Source organism: Arthrobacter sp. NPDC057009 (assembly GCF_042673905.1).
Taxonomy (GTDB): domain Bacteria; phylum Actinomycetota; class Actinomycetes; order Actinomycetales; family Micrococcaceae; genus Arthrobacter.
Window position 1 is genome coordinate 63,933 of record NZ_JBHUSB010000009.1, and the last position, 18,597, is coordinate 82,529.

20 protein-coding genes are annotated in these 18,597 nt (G+C 67.9%); 8 read left to right on the forward strand and 12 right to left on the reverse strand.

The genetic code is table 11. From position 1 onward, the window contains the following. Positions 1-16 precede the first annotated feature (16 nt). Both ACFTR6_RS11410 and ACFTR6_RS11415 read left to right on the forward strand, forming a co-directional pair. Positions 17-547, forward strand: a complete 531-nt coding sequence (locus ACFTR6_RS11410) for a YbhB/YbcL family Raf kinase inhibitor-like protein (RefSeq protein WP_087873194.1) — start codon at positions 17-19, stop codon at positions 545-547. Positions 548-664: 117 nt separating this feature from the next. Continuing rightward, positions 665-1,657 carry a substrate-binding domain-containing protein gene (locus ACFTR6_RS11415; RefSeq protein WP_087873195.1) on the forward strand — a complete coding sequence of 331 codons (993 nt, stop codon included), beginning with the start codon at positions 665-667 and terminating at the stop codon, positions 1,655-1,657. A 16-nt stretch (positions 1,658-1,673) separates the two neighbouring features. Here ACFTR6_RS11415 and ACFTR6_RS11420 read toward each other — a convergent pair whose 3' ends face one another. From ACFTR6_RS11420 to ACFTR6_RS11435, 4 genes are all read right to left on the reverse strand, one after another. Beyond that, complete coding sequence (locus ACFTR6_RS11420) at positions 1,674-2,378, reverse strand: cache domain-containing protein (protein ID WP_377958004.1); 705 nt, start codon at positions 2,376-2,378, stop codon at positions 1,674-1,676. After that, on the reverse strand, positions 2,375-3,169 hold the full coding sequence (locus ACFTR6_RS11425) for a FadR/GntR family transcriptional regulator (protein WP_087873197.1): 795 nt from the start codon (positions 3,167-3,169) through the stop codon (positions 2,375-2,377). The genes ACFTR6_RS11420 and ACFTR6_RS11425 overlap by 4 nt, the downstream gene beginning before the upstream one ends. Before the next feature lie 203 nt (positions 3,170-3,372). Beyond that, entirely contained in the window at positions 3,373-4,389 is a 1,017-nt protein-coding gene (locus ACFTR6_RS11430; protein ID WP_377958005.1) for a sugar phosphate isomerase/epimerase family protein, read from the reverse strand. After that, positions 4,386-5,564, reverse strand: coding sequence for a Gfo/Idh/MocA family protein (locus ACFTR6_RS11435; protein ID WP_377958006.1), 1,179 nt, complete (start codon positions 5,562-5,564; stop codon positions 4,386-4,388). The genes ACFTR6_RS11430 and ACFTR6_RS11435 overlap by 4 nt, the downstream gene beginning before the upstream one ends. Positions 5,565-5,705: 141 nt before the next feature. Here ACFTR6_RS11435 and ACFTR6_RS11440 point away from each other — a divergent pair, with 141 nt between their 5' ends. After that, positions 5,706-6,710, forward strand: coding sequence for a LacI family DNA-binding transcriptional regulator (locus ACFTR6_RS11440; protein WP_377958007.1), 1,005 nt, complete (start codon positions 5,706-5,708; stop codon positions 6,708-6,710). 61 nt (positions 6,711-6,771) lie between these two features. On the opposite strand, the gene ACFTR6_RS11445 is transcribed toward ACFTR6_RS11440, so the two are convergent. Further along, a complete protein-coding gene (locus ACFTR6_RS11445) occupies positions 6,772-7,083 on the reverse strand; it encodes a putative quinol monooxygenase (RefSeq protein WP_377958008.1) in 312 nt (103 codons plus the stop codon). A 67-nt stretch (positions 7,084-7,150) separates the two neighbouring features. Beyond that, on the reverse strand, positions 7,151-7,618 hold the full coding sequence (locus tag ACFTR6_RS11450; protein ID WP_377958009.1) for an NUDIX domain-containing protein: 468 nt from the start codon (positions 7,616-7,618) through the stop codon (positions 7,151-7,153). 91 nt (positions 7,619-7,709) lie between these two features. Between ACFTR6_RS11450 and ACFTR6_RS11455 the strand changes: the two genes are divergently transcribed. Beyond that, positions 7,710-8,045, forward strand: coding sequence for a PepSY domain-containing protein (locus ACFTR6_RS11455; protein ID WP_087873200.1), 336 nt, complete (start codon positions 7,710-7,712; stop codon positions 8,043-8,045). Positions 8,046-8,067: 22 nt separating this feature from the next. Here the strand turns inward: ACFTR6_RS11455 and nagA are convergent, their stop codons facing one another. From nagA to ACFTR6_RS11475, 4 genes are read right to left on the reverse strand one after another with little or no spacing between them, the layout of a single operon-like run. Then, positions 8,068-9,201: an N-acetylglucosamine-6-phosphate deacetylase gene (nagA, locus tag ACFTR6_RS11460; protein ID WP_377958010.1), complete on the reverse strand. Its 1,134-nt coding sequence runs from the start codon at positions 9,199-9,201 to the stop codon at positions 8,068-8,070. After that, on the reverse strand, positions 9,198-10,286 hold the full coding sequence (locus ACFTR6_RS11465; RefSeq protein WP_377958011.1) for an SIS domain-containing protein: 1,089 nt from the start codon (positions 10,284-10,286) through the stop codon (positions 9,198-9,200). Before ACFTR6_RS11465 ends, nagA begins: the two co-directional genes overlap by 4 nt. 52 nt (positions 10,287-10,338) lie before the next feature. Continuing rightward, on the reverse strand, positions 10,339-11,307 hold the full coding sequence (locus ACFTR6_RS11470) for an N-acetylglucosamine kinase (protein ID WP_377958012.1): 969 nt from the start codon (positions 11,305-11,307) through the stop codon (positions 10,339-10,341). Continuing rightward, positions 11,307-12,725: a sugar porter family MFS transporter gene (locus tag ACFTR6_RS11475; RefSeq protein ID WP_377958013.1), complete on the reverse strand. Its 1,419-nt coding sequence runs from the start codon at positions 12,723-12,725 to the stop codon at positions 11,307-11,309. Before ACFTR6_RS11475 ends, ACFTR6_RS11470 begins: the two co-directional genes overlap by 1 nt. Positions 12,726-12,833: 108 nt before the next feature. Between ACFTR6_RS11475 and ACFTR6_RS11480 the strand changes: the two genes are divergently transcribed. Together ACFTR6_RS11480 and ACFTR6_RS11485 are read left to right on the forward strand one after the other, a co-directional pair. Then, complete coding sequence (locus ACFTR6_RS11480; RefSeq protein WP_377958014.1) at positions 12,834-13,550, forward strand: GntR family transcriptional regulator; 717 nt, start codon at positions 12,834-12,836, stop codon at positions 13,548-13,550. A 176-nt stretch (positions 13,551-13,726) separates the two neighbouring features. Further along, entirely contained in the window at positions 13,727-14,194 is a 468-nt protein-coding gene (locus ACFTR6_RS11485; RefSeq protein WP_377958015.1) for a hypothetical protein, read from the forward strand. Between the two features lie 77 nt (positions 14,195-14,271). On the opposite strand, the gene ACFTR6_RS11490 is transcribed toward ACFTR6_RS11485, so the two are convergent. Together ACFTR6_RS11490 and ACFTR6_RS11495 are read right to left on the reverse strand one after the other, a co-directional pair. Then, entirely contained in the window at positions 14,272-15,435 is a 1,164-nt protein-coding gene (locus ACFTR6_RS11490) for an ABC transporter substrate-binding protein (protein ID WP_377958016.1), read from the reverse strand. 180 nt (positions 15,436-15,615) lie between these two features. Next, positions 15,616-16,230, reverse strand: coding sequence for a DUF6919 domain-containing protein (locus ACFTR6_RS11495; RefSeq protein ID WP_377958017.1), 615 nt, complete (start codon positions 16,228-16,230; stop codon positions 15,616-15,618). 188 nt (positions 16,231-16,418) lie between these two features. Here ACFTR6_RS11495 and ACFTR6_RS11500 point away from each other — a divergent pair, with 188 nt between their 5' ends. Further along, the gene (locus tag ACFTR6_RS11500; RefSeq protein ID WP_377958018.1) at positions 16,419-17,438 is read left to right on the forward strand and encodes an ABC transporter substrate-binding protein; all 1,020 of its coding nucleotides are present in this window, start codon (positions 16,419-16,421) and stop codon (positions 17,436-17,438) included. A gap of 126 nt (positions 17,439-17,564) precedes the next feature. Further along, positions 17,565-18,578: a pirin family protein gene (locus ACFTR6_RS11505; protein WP_377958019.1), complete on the forward strand. Its 1,014-nt coding sequence runs from the start codon at positions 17,565-17,567 to the stop codon at positions 18,576-18,578. Positions 18,579-18,597 lie beyond the last annotated feature (19 nt).

The following is an 18,597-nucleotide window of genomic DNA, read 5'->3' on the forward strand; positions in this document are numbered from 1 at the left end:
CACCTGAGGAGCAGCCATGACATCGCCGCGCCCGTTTTCCAACCTGCCGGACGTCCCCGCGTTCGGGCTCACCAGCCGGTCCTTCCAGGACGGCGAGACCCTGCCGCCGCCGCAGCGGAGCGGCAGGATGCACGCGGGCGGCGCCGACGAGTCACCGCAGCTGAGCTGGAGCGGGGCGCCGGACGGGACCAGGAGCTACGCCGTCACGGTGTTTGATCCCGACGCGCCCGGCGCCGGCGGGTTCTGGCACTGGGCCGTCCTCAACATCCCCTCCGACGTCACCTCGCTTGCGGAAGGTGCCGGAGCCGAGGGCGGCCCGCAGCTCCCGGCCGGGGCCGTGCAGCTGAAGAACGACGGCGGCTTCCGCGGCTATCTGGGGGCGGCCCCGCCGCCCGGGCACGGACGGCACCGGTATGTGGTCACCGTCTACGCGCTGGACGTCGAGGAGCTGCCGGGCGGGGCAAGCGCCAAGCCCGCGGGCCTGGGTTCCGAACTTGCCCGGCACCTGCTGGGCACTGCCACGCTGACCGGCGTTTACCAGCGCTAGCGGCGCCCGCCTCCGGAATAGCACTATTGACAGGACAAAGTCCTGCTCTTATTCTCACTTTATGGAGCGCTCCAAGTGCGCTCGGTCACACCTGAACGGGATCGAAGGAGATCACCAGTGAAGAAGTTTTTTTGGCGCCGCGCTGCGGTCGCCGCAGTTGCGGTCCCGATGCTGGCCCTGACGGCATGCTCCAGCCAGGGTGGAAGGACACCGGAAGCCAACAACGGAGGCGGCGGCCAGGCGGCATCAACGCCGCGCATGAAGATCGCCCTGATCACGCATGCTCCGGCGGGTGACACCTTCTGGGACACGGTCCGGAAGGGCGCCGAGGAGGCCGCCGCCAAGGACAACGTGGAGCTGCTCTACACGAACGATCCCGAGGCCGGCCGGCAGGCGCAGCTGATCCAGCAGGCGGTGGACCAAAAAGTCGACGGGATCGCAGTCACCCTGGCCACGCCCGGTGCGTTGAAGGATTCCCTCAAGAAGGCCTCTGACGCCGGAATCCCCATCGTGAGCCTGAACGCGGGCGAGTCCGTCTCCAAGGAACTCGGGGCCTTCACGCACTTCGGCTCCAACGAGGAGCTCGCAGGCCAGGCGGTGGGTGAAAAGCTGGCTGCAGAAGACTTCAGGCACCCCGTCTGCGTGATCCAGGCCCAGGGACACGTGGGGCTGGAAGCGCGCTGCGCGGGAGTGAAGTCCAAGGTTCCGGGAACGGAGATCCTGTACGTGAACGGCGCCGACATGACCTCCGTTGAGTCCACGGCCACGGCCAAGCTGCAGGCAGCCAAGGACGCTGACGTCATCATCGGGCTGGGGGCACCCATCACCCTGACCCTGCTGAAGTCCGTGGCCACCGCGGGCAGTTCGGCGAAGGTGGCCTCCTTTGACCTGAACAAGGACCTGGCCCAGAAGATCGCCGACGGCACCGTGCTGTTCACGGTGGACCAGCAGCCCTGGCTTCAGGGCTACGGTTCCGTCGATGCCCTGTGGCAGGTCAAGCGGGGTGGCTTCAAGCTTGGCGGCGGGCAGCCCGTGCTGACCGGCCCCACCATCGTTGACAAGTCCAATGCAGCCGACGTCGTGAAGTTCTCCGACCAGGGCATCCGGTAGGCCGGGCCGCCAAAGTTCAGTCGCTCGCGACCAGGTGCCATGGGGAAGCGGCGAGGTCTGCCACCGGCACGGTTACGGAGCCAGGGCCTCCGGGCGCACCCTCGAAGCGGGTCCCGGGGGCAAACCGCGCACTGTTGGAGGCGACGATCTTGCCGGTTTCCGTGACCAGCGCGACGTGTTCCTCGCGCCGCCCAAGGTTGAGCAGGAAGGTGCGCTCGATGGACTCCATCGAGAGGTCTGCGCCCGCCACCGCCACGGTCCGCTGCTCGTACAGCACGGGCCGTGACGCGGTGACGATCTTCATGTCAGCGCCGCCGAAGTCGATGTACGGGCCGATGAGTTCGGGCCGGCCGGACGTAAGCGGCCGCTCGTACCAGGTCATTTCTGTGTAGTCGTAGTAGTTGATGGAGGCCGGGTTGAGATTGTGGGGGATAAACACCAGCTTTCCCCCAACGAGGCTCCACCACTGGTGCCAGGCGTCGGCGTCGCTGAACAGGCCCCGGGCAACGGAGACGCCGGCGCTGTCCACCAGGCCGCCGTGCTGGAGGACGATGTCCTCAACGACGGGCCTCAGAGCTTCGAGTTTGCTTTTCGAGGTGCCCGGCTCACCCAGGATTTTCGTGGTGGCTTCGGCCAGCCGGTCAAGGTCGGCGAAGACACGCTCGAGGCTCTGCCCGAGGGCATGGGCCGTTGACTGCAGGACCTCCCCGACGGCCTTCACCGCTGGTCCGCCAGGTCCGAGGTGAGGATGGCCAGGCGCTGGTTGATGATGAGGGCACCTTCCCGTTCGAAGTGGGCGATGGCGTTGTTCTCCGCCGCCGCGGGGTCTCCCTGCTGGATGGCTTCGAGGAGTGCCTCGTGCTCCGCTACGGCTGTCGACTGCGCGTCAAGCCACGCCTGCCCCCAGGTCAGCGGGGACAGCTCGGCGTGGATCTGGATCAAAAGGGCGGTAAGGCGGCGGGACTGCGCTGCCACGCCCAGCCCAATGTGCAGGCGGGCATCCGCCTGCCGGAGCATGTGCGGCTCCGAGCTTGAGGCGAAGCGCTGGGCGAGTTTCCGCAGGCGCCGCACGTCCTGCTCATCGGAGCGCCTGGATGCGAGCCGGGCCGCCGAGCCCGCAGTCGCCGCGGCGAGGTCGATGAGGTCACGCAGGTCATCGCTCTTGTGCCGGCGCAGCTGCTGGGCGATCTCCGCTTCCCGCACCGGGAGTACTCCAGCGACGTAGCTTCCGCCGCCGCGGCCGCGGCGGGTGCCAAGGAGGCCCTTGCTTCGCAGCACGGCAAGGGACTGCCGCAGGGTCAGTGGTGAGACGCCCATGTGCTCGGCCATGACTGATTCCGGGGGAAGCCGCTCGCCGGGGTTGAGCAGTCCCATGCCGATGGCGCTTTCGAGCTGCAGGGTCACCTGTTCGGCGCGGCCGGAGATGTCCTGGTTCTGGGTCCGGACCTGGGCCGCCATTTCCAGGGCGCGGAGGGACACGGATCCGCCATCATCCCTCACTTCTTTCGCCATGGGGCCGGGCCGCTCCTCGTCGCGCGATCTCAACAGATAACAATAAGTTTTAGACTATCGACTTCTGCCGGTCCCCTCGACCGTCCTGCCCGAAAGCGGCAGCAGGCGTGCCGCCCGGGCGGGAACTCACGGATGAGAAGACAAAGCAGGAAGCCTGCCAGCTCGCGGCTGGCAGGCTTCCTGCTTCGGTGTCTGTTCCCGGGCTAGGGGCTGACGAGTGAGGCGGCCAGGGCTGCGTCTGCGTCCTTGAGGACTTTGGCGGCTACTTCGAGGCCTTCGATGCGGCCGAGTTCGACGTCCTCGTGCTCGATGTTGACGAGCATGTCGGGGTCCACCTCGTGGAGGGCCCGCAGGAACTCGGTCCAGTAGGCGGTGTCGTGGCCTTTGCCGAGGGCGACGAAGTCCCACGCGGCGGGCTTGGGCCATTCGTTGGCCCATTCGTCGCCGCCGAGGTTGGTGCGGTTCTCCTCGGGGGAGAGCCGGCGGAAGCGGTTGTCGAGGACGCCGTAGATTGCGGCGGTGTCCTTGTTGACGCGCACGTCCTTGGCGGCGGCGTGGAAGACCAGGGGTCCGAGTTCGCGGACGACGGCGACCGGGTCCATCTGCTGCCAGAACAGGTGGGACGCGTCCAGCTCAACGCCGACGTGGGTGGCGCCGGTCAGTTCGACGAGCTTGTACACGTCGGCGGGGTTGAAGACGAGGTTCTGCGGGTGCAGTTCCAGGGCGACCTTGACGCCGTGGTCGGCGGCGAGCCGGTCGGTTTCCTTCCAGAACTTCGCGGCGACGCCCCACTGGTAGTCCAGGACGTCCAGGGCCGCGGAGTTCCAGGCGTTGACGATCCAGTTCGGCACGGTGGCGCCGGGTTCCCCGCCGGGCAGCCCGGACATGGTGACCACCCGGTTTTGGCCGAGGCGGTGGGCGAGGCGGATGGAACGGCGGACGTCCTCGGCGTGCTTGTCGCCGATGAGAGGGTTTGGGTGCAGCGGGTTGCCGTTGCAGTTCAGCCCGGCGATGGAGACGCCGGTGCCCTCGAAGATGGCCAGGTAGTCGTCCCGGGCGGCGTCGCTTTCCAGGATCTGGTCGAAGGTGGGGACGTGCACCGCGGGCAGGAACCCGCCGGAGTTGATTTCGATGCCGGTCAGGCCCAGGCCGGCGACAACCTTCAGCGCTTCGGAGAGCGGGCGGTCGTGCAGGATCGCGTTGTAGACGCCGAGCTTCATAGCGAGATCTTCTTTCCGTTGTTCAGGGCCGATTCGGTGACCGCGGCGAGCAGTTCCATGTTGCGGACGCCCTCGTCGAAGGTGGCGCAGCGCGGCAGGGATTCCTCTTCGCTGAGCCCGGCGACCTCCTCGAGGAACGCGCGCGACTGGTAGGCGAAGGCGTCGTTCTGGCCGAAGCCGACCTCGGGGGCGTCCATGGCAAGGCCGCCGGCGATGTAGGGGTGGCCGGGGCCCAGGCTGACCTGGCGGTAGCCGCTCTCGTGGCCGGAGCCGTCATTGAGGAACAGCTGGATCTCGCCGGGACGGCGCTGGTCGAACTTGGCGGCGCCGTTCTCGCAGAAGACCTCGAAGTTGAGGCCGTTGGCGTGTCCGGCGGCGACGCGGGAGACCTCGAGGCTACCTGTGCCGTTTTCGAATTCGGCGGAGAAGGCTGCGTAGTCGTCGTTCTCCACGGCCTCAAAGGTGTCGCTGACGGCGGCGTGGTCGTGTCCGATGACGGCGCCCAGCGGCAGGGGCCGCTTGTCGATGGCCGTGCTGAGGCGGCCGCCGCTGACGGACTTGATGTCACCGCACAGGAACTCGGAGACGTAGGCGAGGTGGCTTCCGACGTCGGCCAGCGCGCCCGATCCGGGGCCGCCCTTGTAGCGCCAGCTCATGGGGGCCTCCGGGCTGAAGCCGTAATCCGTCCAGTAGCGGCCGCTGAAGTGCAGCACCCTGCCCAGGGTCCCGTTTCGGATGAGGTCGCGGATGTAGGCGATGCCGGGGGTGCGGCGGAAGGTGAATCCGATGCGCGCGATCGAGGAGGCGCTCCGGGCGGCGTCGGCCATGGCACGGGCGTCCTCGAGGGTGTCGCTCAGCGGCTTCTCGCACAGAACGTGCTTGCCGGCGGCGAGGAGGCCTTCCACCACTTCCCGGTGCAGCGAGTTGGCGATGACGACGCTGACCACATCGATGTCGTCAGCCTCGGCGATGGCCTGCCATGACGTGTCGTTGCGCTCGTAGCCGAAGCGACGGGCGGCGAGGAAGCCGAATTCCGGGTTGACGTCGCCGATGGAGACCAGTCGGACCGGCGGAAGGACGGGGTTGTACAGGGCGGTTGCGGTGCGGTAGGCGGCGGCGTGGGCCTTGCCGGCCATGCCCGCCCCGATGACGGCGACGCCGATGTCTTTGGGCATTGCTTTTCTCCTTTGAAACGGGCTCTGCGGGACCCTGCCGGTGTGATTTAGGGCAAGAATGGAGCGCTCCATAAACACGATAGAGGCGGGACTTTGTCCTGTCAATACTTCAAAACGCAGCGCATGGGCGACAATGGCAGGGTGACCCAGGAGACCGGCAAACGCCCGAACATCTATGACGTTGCCTCCGCGGCCGGGGTATCCAAATCCCTGGTCTCGTTGGTCCTGCGCGGCGCCCCTGGAGTTTCCGCCGCCCGCCGGACGGCCGTCGAGGAGGCGATCAAACAGCTGAACTACCGCCCCAGCCGGGCAGCAGCGACCCTGGCCGGCAACCGGTCCCGGACCATCGGCGTCGTTCTGGATGACTACCGGAACCCATGGTTCGTTGGCCTGCTGGGCGGGCTGCACGACGAGCTCGCGCCGCTCGGTTTCCGGGTGGCAGTGGCCGACCCGTCCTTCAACGCCCATCTGGACCGGACGCCGGTGGACGGCCTGATGTCACTGCGGGTGGACGGGATTGTGATTGCGACCGAACCCACCGAAGAGATGTTCGCCGCCGTCGATGTTCCTGCCGTGGTGGCGGGCAACCGCGACGTCGTGGTTCCGGGGGCGGACATTGTTGCCAATGACGATGAGGCCGGCGGCCGTCTGGCAGCCGCGCATCTGATCGGCCTGGGGCACACGGACATCGGGCATGTGACCGGCGGGGGCGGTGCTGCCCGGCTGCGGGCCCAGGGATTTGACGCCGAAATGCGCGAACGCGGGCTGCGGCCGTACACGGTACAGGGCCACGGCCAGACGATGGAGCCCGACGGCTACGAGGGCGGGCTGAAGCTACTGGACCAAAACCCGGCACTCACCGCGATTTTTGCTGCCAACGATGTGATGGCGATGGGGGTTGCCGCCGCTGCGCGGGACCGTGGCCGGCGCATCCCGGAGGATCTGTCCCTGATCGGCTACGACAATTCGCCCCTCGCCTCGGCGAATCTGCTCCGCCTGACCACCATCGACGGCCGCAACACCGAAGTGGGGGTGGGGGCCGCGAGGGCCCTGCTGGAGCGGATGGAGGATCCGGACGCTGCGGTCCGGACGAAGCTGGTGGACCCGGAGCTGGTGACCAGGGGGTCGACGGCGCCTCCAGCCTGAGCCGCGCAAACGGCGCCCCCGCCCACAAAGGCGAGGGGCGCCGTCGTCGTTGTGCTACAAGCTAGAGCGCGCCCTGCGCGCTGGTGCCCGCCGGGATCGCGGTCAGCCGGGTCACTTCCACCGGCTCCTTCAGGAGTCCCTCCAGTGAGGCATTCAGCCGCTTGACGGCGTCGCCGGCGCCGTGGGCGTCGAGGAGCTCGGTGCTTTCCCACTTTTCGATCATGACGATATGGCCGTTCGGGGCCTCGTGGATGGCGTACAGGATGCAGCCGGGCTCCTCGTGCACCTCCGCGATGGCTGGCAACAGAGCAGCCACGACGTCGTCGAAGGCGCCTTCCTTGGGTGTGAATATGGCGGTGACAACTACGGTCATGCTTGTACTTTTCCTTCCTCGGCCATTCCCAGTGACGGCACTTCAGGAGTCTATAAGGCGCGGGGCATCATTCCGCGAGGTGCTCGAGCAGCGCGTCGAGGATCTGCAGCTGGCCCTTCACCAGCTTGATCCGGGCCTCGGATTCACTGATCCACTCGGCACGGTCGATCTCGGGGAAATGCTGGACGCTTCCGGACCCTTTCGGCCACTCCAGGGGAAAGGTGTTGCTCAGGATCTTCTCCGGCTTGAAGGCGGACTCGGCCGCGAATGCCGTGATGAGCTTGCCCGAGGGCTGCCGGAAGGTTCCGAGCGGCACGTAGTCGGCAGCGGGTGCCGGAACCCCCATTTCCTCGGCGAACTCACGCTGGGCGGCGGCCAGCGGGTCCTCTTCTTCGAGATATTCGCCCTTGGGAATCGACCAGGCACGCTCATCCTTGCGCTCCCAGAAGGGCCCGCCCATGTGGGCGATCCACACTTCCAATTCCGAATTGCCGTTCCGCCGGTACAGCAGAAGGCCCGCGCTCCTGACCGTCATGTTGCCTCCTGCCCCTAAGGCTACTCCCGGGCACCTTGTCCCGCTTTCGCCGCGGGGGGACACTGGAAAAACGATGTGAAAGGAGTCTGCCGTGCGCAAGAGAACAGCATGGATTATCGGCGCGGCCGTCGCTGCGGCGGCCCTGGGAGGCGCCTCGGTGGCAGCGGCGTCGTCCATCAACCCGTTCGACGACGACACAACAGGCAACGGCGGCACTCAGCAGCCGCTGAGCCAGACCGACCGCGACAAGGCAGTCGACGCCGCGTTGGCGAAGGTCGGTTCCGGACAGGTGACCGAAGTGGAGCGGGGCGATGATCCCGGCTCCTCCTACGAAGTGGAGATCCGCAAGAGCGACGGGTCCGAAGTCGAAGTGAATATCAGTCCGGACTTCCAGGTGCTGAGCCAGAGCCCGGACGACAGCGACTGAGAGCAGTTCCTGGCCGAGGGGTTCACCTCGCGAGCCATTCGCCTGACTTCATGACGGCGGCCACTTCAAGGCCGCCGGTGAGCACCACCAGGTCCGCCTTCCGTCCGGTTTCCAGCCGGCCGACGTCGGACAGCCCCAGCATGTCCGCGGGGTTCTGGCTTGCGGCGCGGACCGCGTCGGCCAGCGGAATGCCTGCCTCCCGGACGGCGTGCCGCACCGCCGCATCCAGCGTGAGGACGCTGCCGGCGATGGTGCCGTCGCTGACCAGGCGGGCCTCGCCGCCGGATACCTTCACGTCCAGCCCGCCCAGCTGGTACCTGCCCTCCCGGGCGCAGGCCGCCGCCATGGCGTCGGTGACAAAGACCGCCCGCGCCGGGCTGGCGGCGATGAAGCGGACCAGCGACGGGTGGAGGTGGACGCCGTCGGCGATCACCTCGGCAAACACGGCGGGGTCCTCCAGCAGCGCCAGGGCCGGACCGGGCTCGCGGTGGTGCAGCGGCCGCATCGCGTTGAACACGTGCGTTCCGGCGGTGGCTCCCGCCGCGATTGCCTGCCGGGCCAGGTCGTAGCCGGCACCCGTGTGGCCGATGGCCGCGACAGCGCCGTAGCCGGTGACCTGCCGGACGGCGGCCAGACCGCCTTCCAGTTCAGGCGCGATGGTCACCATCCGGACGGTGCCCCGCCCGGCCAGCATCAGCCGGTCGACGGCGGCCGGTTCCGGTGCGAGCAGAAGCTCCTCCGCGTGGGCGCCCCGGTGGTCGGGACTGAGCCACGGCCCCTCCAGATGGATCCCGGCCAGGACGCCCTGCTCCACGAGGGACGCCAGCGCGGCTACCGCCTTCTCAAGCTCCGGCAGATGCGCGGTGACCAGGCTTGCCATCAGCGTGGTGGTGCCGTGCGAGCGGTGCACCGCGGCGATCCGGACCGCTGCGGCAGCGGGATCAGCGTCGTTGAAGCTGAAACCGCCGCCGCCGTGGATGTGGGCGTCCACAAAGCCGGGCGCGAGGGTGGCGTCCGGAAAGTCCGCGTCAGGTTCGCGGGCGGGCAGCCCGGGGCCGACGGCGGTGATCCGGACGCCGTCGGTTTCCACCCAGCCGGGCTCCAGCACGGTGTCCGGCAGGATGACCCGGGAAGCAGAAATCAGCGTCGGACTCACCAGGTTTCCGTGATCTTGTGCAGGCCGCGGGGAGCGTCAGGGTCCCGGTGGCGCGCCGCCGCCATCGCATGTGCCAGCCGCTGCAGGGGCATGATCTCCAGGACCGGCGAGAGCTGCTCGTGGACAGCCGGCAGCGGCACCACGTGGTTTCCGGGCCGGGCCGCGCCGGCGTCGCCCACCAGGCAGACGTCGGCGCCGCGTTCGGCCAGGCGGTCCAGCACCGGGTGCAGGGCCCGGCCGCCGGCGCCCGGCGAGGCGACGGCGATGACGGGCCGGTCGGCGTCGATCATTGCGAACGGCCCGTGCAGCAAGTCCGCGCCGGAGAAGGCGTGCGCCGCCAGGTAGGACGTTTCCATCAGTTTCAGTGCCGCCTCCCGTGCGGTGGGGTAGGAGAAGCCGCGCCCGGTGGTGATGATGTGGTTCACGAAGCGGTAGCGGCCTGCCACCTCCAGTATCTCGGGCCGGGCCAGGACATCGGCGGCGAGACGCGGCAGGTCCGCCGCTTCCGCGCCGTTCCCCCCGGCCCACGCGTCGAGGAGCAGCCACAGCGCCAGCAGCTGGGACGTGTAGCTCTTGGTGGCGGCCACGGCGCGTTCCGGCCCGGCCAGAATGTCCAGGTGGTGCCGGGCGGCGGTCGCCAGCGGCGAGGAGGGCGCGTTCGTGACGGCCACGGTGAGGGCACCGGCGCGGGCGGCTGCGGCGGTGGAGTCCACCAGGTCCGGGGAACCGCCGGACTGGCTCACCGCCAGCCACAGTACCCCGTCCATCTTCGGCTTAGCGCCGTACACGGTAAGGCTCGACGGCGACGCCAGCCCGGCGGGCAGCCCCAGCACCGTTTCGATGAGGTACTTCGCGTACAGGGCGGCGTGGTCGCTGGTGCCGCGGGCGGCCAGGAGGACGTACCGGATATCCGCTTCCCGAAGGACCCCGGCCAGGCGGGCGATGTCGGGACGGCCGTGCTCAAGCAGCCGGGCCAGCGCGTCCGGCTGTTCCAGGATTTCGGCGGCCATCAGGGCGCCGGGGACGGGGGTGATGTGCGGGGGTGTGGCGGTGATGGTGTCAATGGCGGTGTGCGGGGCGGTCATGGGTCTCCTTGGGGGATCAGAGGGGCATGGGGTGATGGGGCAGGGATAGGGATCAGGCGCGGGCCTGTACCGGTGGCTGCAGTGGTGTTACGGCGAGATGGCAGGCCAGCTCCACGGCGCCCCAGGCCGGGGCGCGGTCCAGCACGCGGACGTCGGTGAGGCCGCTGACTGCCAGCAGTTCACGCACCTTGGCGGCCAGTGCCGGCTGGTTCACCAGCATGCCGCCGGCCAGCAGGACCGGGGCCCCATCCGCAAGGGTGCCAAGCCTGCGGTTCACCGTCAGGGCCAGTCCGGCGAGGTGCCGTGCGGCGTCCTCGGCGATGGCTGCGCTCGCAGCGTCCGAGGCGGCCAGCGCGAACACGGTTCCGGCCAGCCCGGCCCAGTACCGGCGTTCCGGCCTGCGGTAGAACAGGTCCAGCAGGTCTGCGGGCTCCGCAGCTCCGGTTTCCGCCAGCAGCCGGGCGGTCAGGGGTCCGGCGGGGAGGCCGTGGTCGGGTTCCCCGAGCGCGTTGCGGACCGCGCTGCGGGTGACGGCATAGCCGCTGCCTTCGTCGCCCAGCAGGTAACCCCAGCCGCCGGCCCGTGCTTCCCTGCCGTCAGGGGCCTTCGCCCAGGCGGCGGAGCCGGTGCCGGAGATGAGGACGGTGCCTGCCGTGAGGCCGCCGGCCGCGAGGATGATGCGGGTGTCGTGGTCCACGTGGATCCGGGCTCCGGGGAACCGGCGGGAGAGCAGGCCGGTGAGCCGTTCGCGGGCCGCCGGCGTGTCCGCTCCCGCTGCGCCGGCAAACACAGTGTGGATGCCGTGCCCGGCAGGATCGGCGATGCCAAGCCGGGCTGCCAGGTCATCCAGTGCCGCGGCGGCCTCGCGTTCCCCGACGGAGGCGATGTTGGCGCTGCCCACCGAGCATTCGGCGAGGTAGCGGGAAACTGATGTCCCGCCGTCGTCCGTTCCAGCGTCCGCCAAAATGGCGTGGGTTTTGGAGCCGCCGATATCCAGGCCAAGGAGACGGTCGTGCCGCATCACTTGGCCGCCGGGGTGCTGCTGCCGGAGCTGCTGCCGGTGGCTTCCGGCCAGCGGGCGCCGTTTTCCCAGTAGTGGCGGATTTCCTCGAGGTTCCGGCCCTTGGTCTCGGGGGCCAGGCGGTGGACGAAGACGAAGCCGGCGATGGCCAGCGCCCCGAACACCGCGAAGGTGCCGGCACCGCCGAGCCGCTGCAGCATGGTCAGGAAGAAGGCCGCGACGATCACGTTGGCCACAAGGTCCGAGGTCAGCATGGCGCTGGCGCCCAGGGAACGCAGCCGGGCAGGGAAGGACTCGCCGGCGTAGACCCACACGAGGGCGCCGAACCCGAAGGTGAAGCCGACGGTAAACAGCAGGACCCCGAGGAAGCCCACTACGGTCAGGACTCCGCCGAAGTCGCGTCCGGCCATGAAGACGCCCACCAGGATGGCGTTGGCCACGATCATCATGCCGATGCCGCCGAGCAGGATGGGGCGCCGGCCCACCCGGTCAACCAGGGACAGCGATACGAACACGGCCACCAGGGAGGCCGCCTGGACGAGTGCGGGCAGCAGCAGGAGGGCGGCGTTGCCGGTGAAGCCCATGGCCTCGAAGATCCGGGGGCTGTAGTAGACCACGGCGTTGATGCCGGTGATCTGGATGAAGAAGCCAAGCCCGACGACGAACACGGTGGCCTTCAGGTAGGGGGAGCGGAGCATCTCGCGGAGGCCCCCGCCGCGCTCTTCGCTGATGGCGCGGCGCATGTCTGCGAGTTCGGCGTCGACGTCGGCATTCGGCTCGATCGAGCTGAGGGTGCGGCGGGCCTCTTCGGTGCGGCCGCGCATCATGTACCAGCGGGCGGTGTCCGGGAGGCGGAGGGTGACGGCGAGGACCGCGATGGCCGGAACCGCGGCAAGGCCCAGCATCAGCCGCCAGTTCTCGCTGGCGGACAGGACGTAGGCGGCCAGATAGCCGATGATGATGCCGATGACGGTGGCCACCTGGTACGCCACGAGCAGGGCGCCTCGCACCTTGGGCGGCGCAGACTCGGCCACGAAGACGGGTACCACCACCACGGAAATGCCGATGGTCAGGCCCAGGAGGAGCCGGGCCACGAGCAGCATGGGAACGTCGGCGGCGGCGGCGCTGAGCACCGCGAAGGCTGCGTAGGCTGCGGCCACGCCCACCATGCAGGCCTTGCGGCCCACCTTGTTGGCGAGCCAGCCGCCGAGCATGGCGCCTAGGACTTCACCGACGACGACGGCGGTGGTCACCAGCTCCTGTTGGCTGGTGGAGAGCTGGAACTCCTTGGTGATGAACAGCAGGGCGCCGGCGATATTGGACAGATCGTAGCCGTAGATTATGCCGATGGTGGCGGCGGTGCCGCCGACCAAAAGGCCGAGGCGGGGCGTCTGGCGCAGGTCTTGCAGGAACGACATCTTTGGGTCCTTGGAAGTGTGGGGGATGGGGTCCGCGGAATTGGTGTAAACCAATTTCCATTATTTTGGCCTAGACCAATTTTCGTGTCAATAGATACCATCGGATTCATGGATACCTCTGCCGCGGCTGCCCTCCCCAAGTACTACGTACTCAAGGAGCAGATCCTCGCCCTCATCGAGGACGCGGCGCCCGGAACTTTGATCCCCACCGAGCGTGCGCTCGCCGAGCAGTACGGGACGTCCCGCACCACCGTGCGGCAGGCCATCGGCGAGCTGGTGGCCGAGGGCCGCCTGGACCGGACGCAGGGGCGAGGGACGTATGTGGCGCCGCCGAAGGTGACGCACGTCCGCCAGCTGACGTCCTTTTCGGACGATGCCGCGAGCCAGGGGCTCACGGCTGCGGCGAGGATCGTGGACGTGAGCGTGCTTCCGGCGGACCCGGCCACGGCACGGCGCCTGGCGGTGGAACCGGGGGCGGATATCCACCGGGTGGAACGGATCAGGCTGGTGGACGGCGAGCCGCTCGCGCATGAGATCGCTTTCCTTGCCGGCCCGCTGCCGGACCTCGAACGGACCGTCGCGGAGCGCGGCTCCTTGTACACGGCCCTGCGTGAGGACTACGGCATCCGGATCGCCGAGGTGGAGGACACCGTGGAGACCAAGCTGGCCGGCCCGGCCGAGGTGCAGCTCCTCGACGTCGAGATGGGCGCCCCCATGCTGCTGGTGCACCGGCTCGGCTTCACGCCTGAGGGACGGCCCGTGGAGTGGACCGAGTCGGTCTTCAGGGGGGATCGGTTCCGCTTCGTCGCGCGCATGCACGTCTGAGCAGGCGTTTCTTCGGCGGGACATGCGCTTTGTTACGCCCAAATGCGGAAGATGAAGCACTGTTGCCTTGCACGACGGCGGGTGTCGCCGGCCATTGTGAAGCAAGTTACCGGGTGGTTGTGTAAGTCCATAATCACGACGGGGCGGCGTCACGCCCTCCCTGAATCGAGGGGGACATGATCACAGCTTTGGTTCACAGAATCCGGACGCAGTGCAGCGCGGAACTCAACGCCTTCAGCGGCCAAATGCAGGCGCTGGCGCGGCAGGACATCGGGGCCGGAGGCCTGGATGCGGCGGCCACCACCATGGCCCGCCGGCCGTGCCTGGCTTCCCCTGGAGTATCGGTGGACATTATCGGCTTCACCAGCCCCCGTTCCTCCAGCGGACAACCTTCGGTGCGGGTAGCCGTGTCCATGAGCATGCAGCCCGGCCAGATCGCCTCGGCGGTCCACTGGGAGGAGGCCCACGCCTGGGCCGGAGCCGTGGCCAGCGGCGGGTGGGCGGCGGCCGAATATGTCGGAAGCCAGGAGAGTCCGGGCGGAAGGGTCTTTCACTACTTTTTGAAAAGCGAGGACGACCCGGTCTCCATACCTGAGTACTCGGCAGAGTATTCAATTCCGACCTATTCGGCGGCAGCACAGTAGCAAGACAAGAGGATCCGGCGGGAAACGTTCCCGCCGGATCCTCTTGTGCGTGTCTTACCGATTACTCCTTGCCCACTTTACTCCTTGCCAAGTCCGGCAGCAGAGGTCTTTTCGCCGGTGACGGCATTCAGTGTGGAAAGGTCGAAGATGCCATTGATGTCGGCCTGCTTGGTGGTGCCCGCATCGACGCCGTCCTGCAGCAGCTTCTTGAAGGCACCGGCCAGCGGGTCCACCGAGAACACGATGTTTTCGAGCGAACGGTCGATGACGTCCTGTGACAGTGCCTTGCCGGCCACTTCCTTCAGGGCGGCGTTCACTTCCGTGGCCTTCTCAGCGGACGGGGTGTCGTTGAGCCACTTCACCGCTTCCACGTGGCCCTTGAGGAGGGCCTCCACGGTCTGCGGGTGCTCCGCGGCGAACTTCCTGTTCACGATCAGGATCGTGGTGGGGAACTCGCCCGGCTTGCCGGTCAGCGACCCGTCCCACAGGTCCTTCTCGTCCACCAGGACCTTCGCCCCGGCCTGGAGCACCAGGCGGGAGGCCCAAGGCTCGGGCAGCCACGCGCCGTCGAGCTTGCCGTTTTGGAACAGCTTCAGGGTCTGGGCGTTTTCGGTGGGGTTGATGGCAACGTCGCCGCCGCCGTCGGGGTTGGTCTTGTAGCCCTGCTTGCCCAGCCAGGCGCGCAGCGCCACGTCCTGGGTGCCGCCCAGCTGCGGGGAGGCCAGGGTCTTGCCTTTCAGGTCCGCCGCCGTCTTGATCTCCGGCCTGACCACCAGCTGCGCCCCGCCGGAGGCGGCGCCGGCGATGATGCTGACGGATTCGCCCTTGCTCTTGACGAAGGAGTTGATGGCCGGGTTAGGGCCAATGTACGTGGCGTCGATCGCGCCGGCGTTCAGGGCCTCGATCGCGGCCGGGCCGGCATTGAACACCTGCGTGCTCAGCTTGGTCTCGCCCAGTTCCTTCTCGATGAAGCCCTTCTGGACTCCGACCAGAGCGGTGGCGTGGGTGATGTTCCCGAAGTAGCCGAGCTTCAGCTCGGCGGCGGGGCTGGTGGCTGCGGCTGCAGTGGCAGTGTTCGGAGCAGAGCTGTTGGCGGCCGTGGTGGCGACGGCGGCACCTGCTCCCAGGACGGCCAGGATGCCGGCGGCGATGCCGATCTTGAGCCCGCTGGGGCGTTTGCGGCTGCTGGGCTGGCCCGCGGAGATCCGGGTGGAGCCCGGGTTCTGGTCTGCAGAAGACATGGTGTTTTTCCTTTGGATGATGGAGCGGAGGGGGATGGCGCTGAGCGTTGGACTGAGACTACGGAGGCCTCTCCGGGGGCCACAATGGCCGCCGACGCAGGCGTTCACCCGGCGTCGCAATCAGTCATCACCCGGGTCTTACTGCTTCACAGGGAGTCGCGGAACGTCAAAGATCGCGGGCTAAAAGCCGTCCGGTACGGACTTCAGCGTTTCCAGCACGGCAGGCAGCAGGTGCTGTTGCCGGCCCCACACCGGATCGAGGAGTTCGACGTACCAGGAGTCTGCCAGCAGGAGGGCCAGGGCTTCATTCGTTTCGCCCGCCCAGTCCTGGATCTGCTCGGATTCGACGGGAATTTCGCTGCTTCCCAAAACCGTGACCACTTCGCCATCGTGCAGTGTGACCGGAACCGAGGCCTGGCTGACCTCGCCGGGGGCATGGGCAATGGCGATGAGTTCCGTTTCCGCCGACAGCCGCAGCAGGCGGGCGGCCGACGCCGCGGAGCAGAAGCCGGTGACGTACTCGCGCTGGGCATGGCCGGCGTCGGGGCCGAGGCCCGGCTGGGATTCCTTCGTGAACAGTCCGTTGCGGTTGAGCTCAGCCAACTGGCCGGCAATGGGCAGGGTCTCGTCGTCAAAGCGCGGGGCGAGGGTTCCGGGCTGGTATTCGCTGGTCCCTTCGAGCCACCGCGCGGTGAGCTCACCGGCTGCGGGGAGGGTGGCCGCCTGCCGCCAGACTTCGCGGTCCGCAAGGAGCCGGCCGTAGCTGTCACGTTCGGTGGTGAATTGATCGCTCATACTCGATGCTAGGCCCGTTTCCGGGATGAACGGCAGGCTGAATGACGCCTCCGAACGCAGTGTTAATCGCGGTTACGCCGTGTATCTTCCGGTTTCCGGCGCTTTGACCGCCGCTTTTTTGCTGCCGGATAGTTGCTGCCACAACCTTCGCATCCACTACTTCCAGCCGATACTTCCAGGGGGCAACCATGGTCCGTCAGTCTCTCAAATCCCGCACGGGCGCACTCAAGCCGGGGGTAGGCCTGGCCCTCGCCGCCACCACACTGCTGGCACTATCTGCCTGCTCCGATCCCCGGGCCGCCGCGTCCGCGAACGCGACAGCCGCCACAAACACCACTACATCGTCAGGCGAACCTGCAGCCAAGACCTTTAACCTGACGCCCGAGCAGGACCGGTTCCCCGCCGGCGTGGACGAGAAGGCGGCGGCGCTGGTTCCGGAAGCCATCAAGAAGGACGGGAAGCTGACCGTGGCCGTCAGCCCGTTCGCCCCGCCGCTGGCGGTATACGCCACCGACAACAAAACGCCGGTGGGCAACGAAGTGGACATCGCCGTCGCACTGGCCCAGACGCTGGGACTGGAAGCCGAGATCGTTCCGACCGCCTGGGCCGACTGGCCCCTCGGCGTCGAATCGGGCAAGTACGAGGCTGTTCTCTCCAATGTCACCGTGACGGAAGAACGGAAGCTCAAATTCGACTTCGCCAGCTACCGCGACGACAAGCTGGGTTTCTACGCCAAGAGCTCCAGCGGCATTACCAAAATCGAGTCGGCGCCCGACGTCGCCGGAAAGCGCATCATCGTTGGCTCGGGCACCAACCAGGAGTCCATCCTGCTGCGCTGGGACGAGGAGAACAAGGCCAAGGGGCTGAAGCCGGTTGAGTTCCAGTACTACGACGACGACTCCGCCTCGAACCTAGCACTGCAGTCCGGCCGCGCGGACCTGACCTTCGGGCCGAACGCCACGGCCGCCTACAAGGCCGCGACCGACCAGAAGACCAAGCTGGTGGGCCTGGTGGACGGCGGCTGGCCGCTGAAGGCGAGCATCGCCGCCACCACCAGGAAGGGCAACGGCTTTGCCGCTGCTGCCCAGGCCGGGCTGAACCACCTGATTGAGGACGGCACTTACGGCAAGATCCTGGACCGCTGGGGCCTGTCATCGGAGGCCGTGGCCAAGTCGGAGCTGAACCCGGCGGGCCTGCCCAAGAGCTAATTCCCTCCATCGAGTGCTCCGCAACTGCCCTTTTCCGGGCTGAAAACGGCAGTTGTGGAGCAGCCGATGTCCTTAACCGCGAAGGTCCGTTGCTCCGAAAGCCGCATTGTTGAAAGGATGAGCGGCATGAGCAACCTGGAAACCTTCCCGGAGGAGATCGTCTGCACGGAGGGCGGCCATGCGGGAGCGATCGAATTCCTGGCTCCCCGGAGCGTTCCCTTGGGCGGACCGCGGGCCATGCCCGTCCGCCGGACGCTGCCCCAGAAGCAACGCAGCCTCATCGGTGCCTGGTGCTTCCTGGACCACTACGGCCCGGACCCCGTCCCGGAGTCGGGCGGCATGAAAGTCCCCCGCCATCCGCACACGGGCCTGGCGACGGTGAGCTGGCTGTTCAGCGGCACCGTGGCACACCGCGACTCGGCGGGGTACGCGGCGACCGTCCGCCCCGGGGAAGTCAACCTCATGATTGCCGGACGGGGGATCTCCCACCAGGAGTTCTCCACCCCGGACACCCGCATCCTCCACGGCGCCCAGCTTTGGTACGCCCTGCCCGAGGAAACCAGGAACATGGCCCCGACCTTCGAACACTACGCCCCGGAACCTGTGCGGGGAGACGGCAGCGCGTTGCGTGTTTTCCTCGGCTCACTCGCCGGGTCCTCCTCGCCCGTGACCACCTACACTCCGCCGCTGCTGGGTGCCGAAGCGGTCCTGCGTGCCGGAGGGCGGCTCGAACTGGACCTGGACCCGTCCTTTGAACACGGAATCCTGCTCGATGCGGGTGAAGCCTCCATCGACGGGACGGCCATGGCGGCGGACCACCTGCACTATCTGCAGCCAGGCCGGAGCAGGATTTCGCTGGAGGCCGGACAGGCGCCGGCCCGCATGCTGATCCTTGGCGGAGAGCCGCTCGGTGAACAGATCGTGATGTGGTGGAATTTTGTGGGCCGCACGCACGAGGAAGTGGTGGCCTACCGTGCGGCCTGGCAGGCAGAGATCGGCGCCGAACCTGCCGGCGCTCCCGCTGGCAACACATACCCGGACGGCGCGCCCTTCCCGCGCTTTGGGCCTTTTCCCGAGGGCCAACCCGCGCCACTGCCCGCCCCGGCTCTGCCGAACGCCCGGCTCCGGCCCCGCGGCTGACAGACGATCAACCCAGGAG

What these genes read in the sequence shown, in the direction of transcription:
- ACFTR6_RS11495 (WP_377958017.1), bottom strand. Translation starts at nt 16,230, where the DNA reads ATGAGCGATCAATTCACCACCGAACGTGACAGCTACGGCCGGCTCCTT.
- ACFTR6_RS11490 (WP_377958016.1), bottom strand. Translation starts at nt 15,435, where the DNA reads ATGTCTTCTGCAGACCAGAACCCGGGCTCCACCCGGATCTCCGCGGGC.
- ACFTR6_RS11485 (WP_377958015.1), top strand. Translation starts at nt 13,727, where the DNA reads ATGATCACAGCTTTGGTTCACAGAATCCGGACGCAGTGCAGCGCGGAA.
- ACFTR6_RS11470 (WP_377958012.1), bottom strand. Translation starts at nt 11,307, where the DNA reads ATGCGGCACGACCGTCTCCTTGGCCTGGATATCGGCGGCTCCAAAACC.
- ACFTR6_RS11505 (WP_377958019.1), top strand. Translation starts at nt 17,565, where the DNA reads ATGAGCAACCTGGAAACCTTCCCGGAGGAGATCGTCTGCACGGAGGGC.
- ACFTR6_RS11430 (WP_377958005.1), bottom strand. Translation starts at nt 4,389, where the DNA reads ATGAAGCTCGGCGTCTACAACGCGATCCTGCACGACCGCCCGCTCTCC.
- ACFTR6_RS11425 (WP_087873197.1), bottom strand. Translation starts at nt 3,169, where the DNA reads ATGGCGAAAGAAGTGAGGGATGATGGCGGATCCGTGTCCCTCCGCGCC.
- ACFTR6_RS11445 (WP_377958008.1), bottom strand. Translation starts at nt 7,083, where the DNA reads ATGACCGTAGTTGTCACCGCCATATTCACACCCAAGGAAGGCGCCTTC.
- ACFTR6_RS11410 (WP_087873194.1), top strand. Translation starts at nt 17, where the DNA reads ATGACATCGCCGCGCCCGTTTTCCAACCTGCCGGACGTCCCCGCGTTC.
- ACFTR6_RS11450 (WP_377958009.1), bottom strand. Translation starts at nt 7,618, where the DNA reads ATGACGGTCAGGAGCGCGGGCCTTCTGCTGTACCGGCGGAACGGCAAT.
- ACFTR6_RS11475 (WP_377958013.1), bottom strand. Translation starts at nt 12,725, where the DNA reads ATGTCGTTCCTGCAAGACCTGCGCCAGACGCCCCGCCTCGGCCTTTTG.
- ACFTR6_RS11465 (WP_377958011.1), bottom strand. Translation starts at nt 10,286, where the DNA reads ATGACCGCCCCGCACACCGCCATTGACACCATCACCGCCACACCCCCG.
- ACFTR6_RS11480 (WP_377958014.1), top strand. Translation starts at nt 12,834, where the DNA reads ATGGATACCTCTGCCGCGGCTGCCCTCCCCAAGTACTACGTACTCAAG.
- ACFTR6_RS11500 (WP_377958018.1), top strand. Translation starts at nt 16,419, where the DNA reads ATGGTCCGTCAGTCTCTCAAATCCCGCACGGGCGCACTCAAGCCGGGG.
- ACFTR6_RS11435 (WP_377958006.1), bottom strand. Translation starts at nt 5,564, where the DNA reads ATGCCCAAAGACATCGGCGTCGCCGTCATCGGGGCGGGCATGGCCGGC.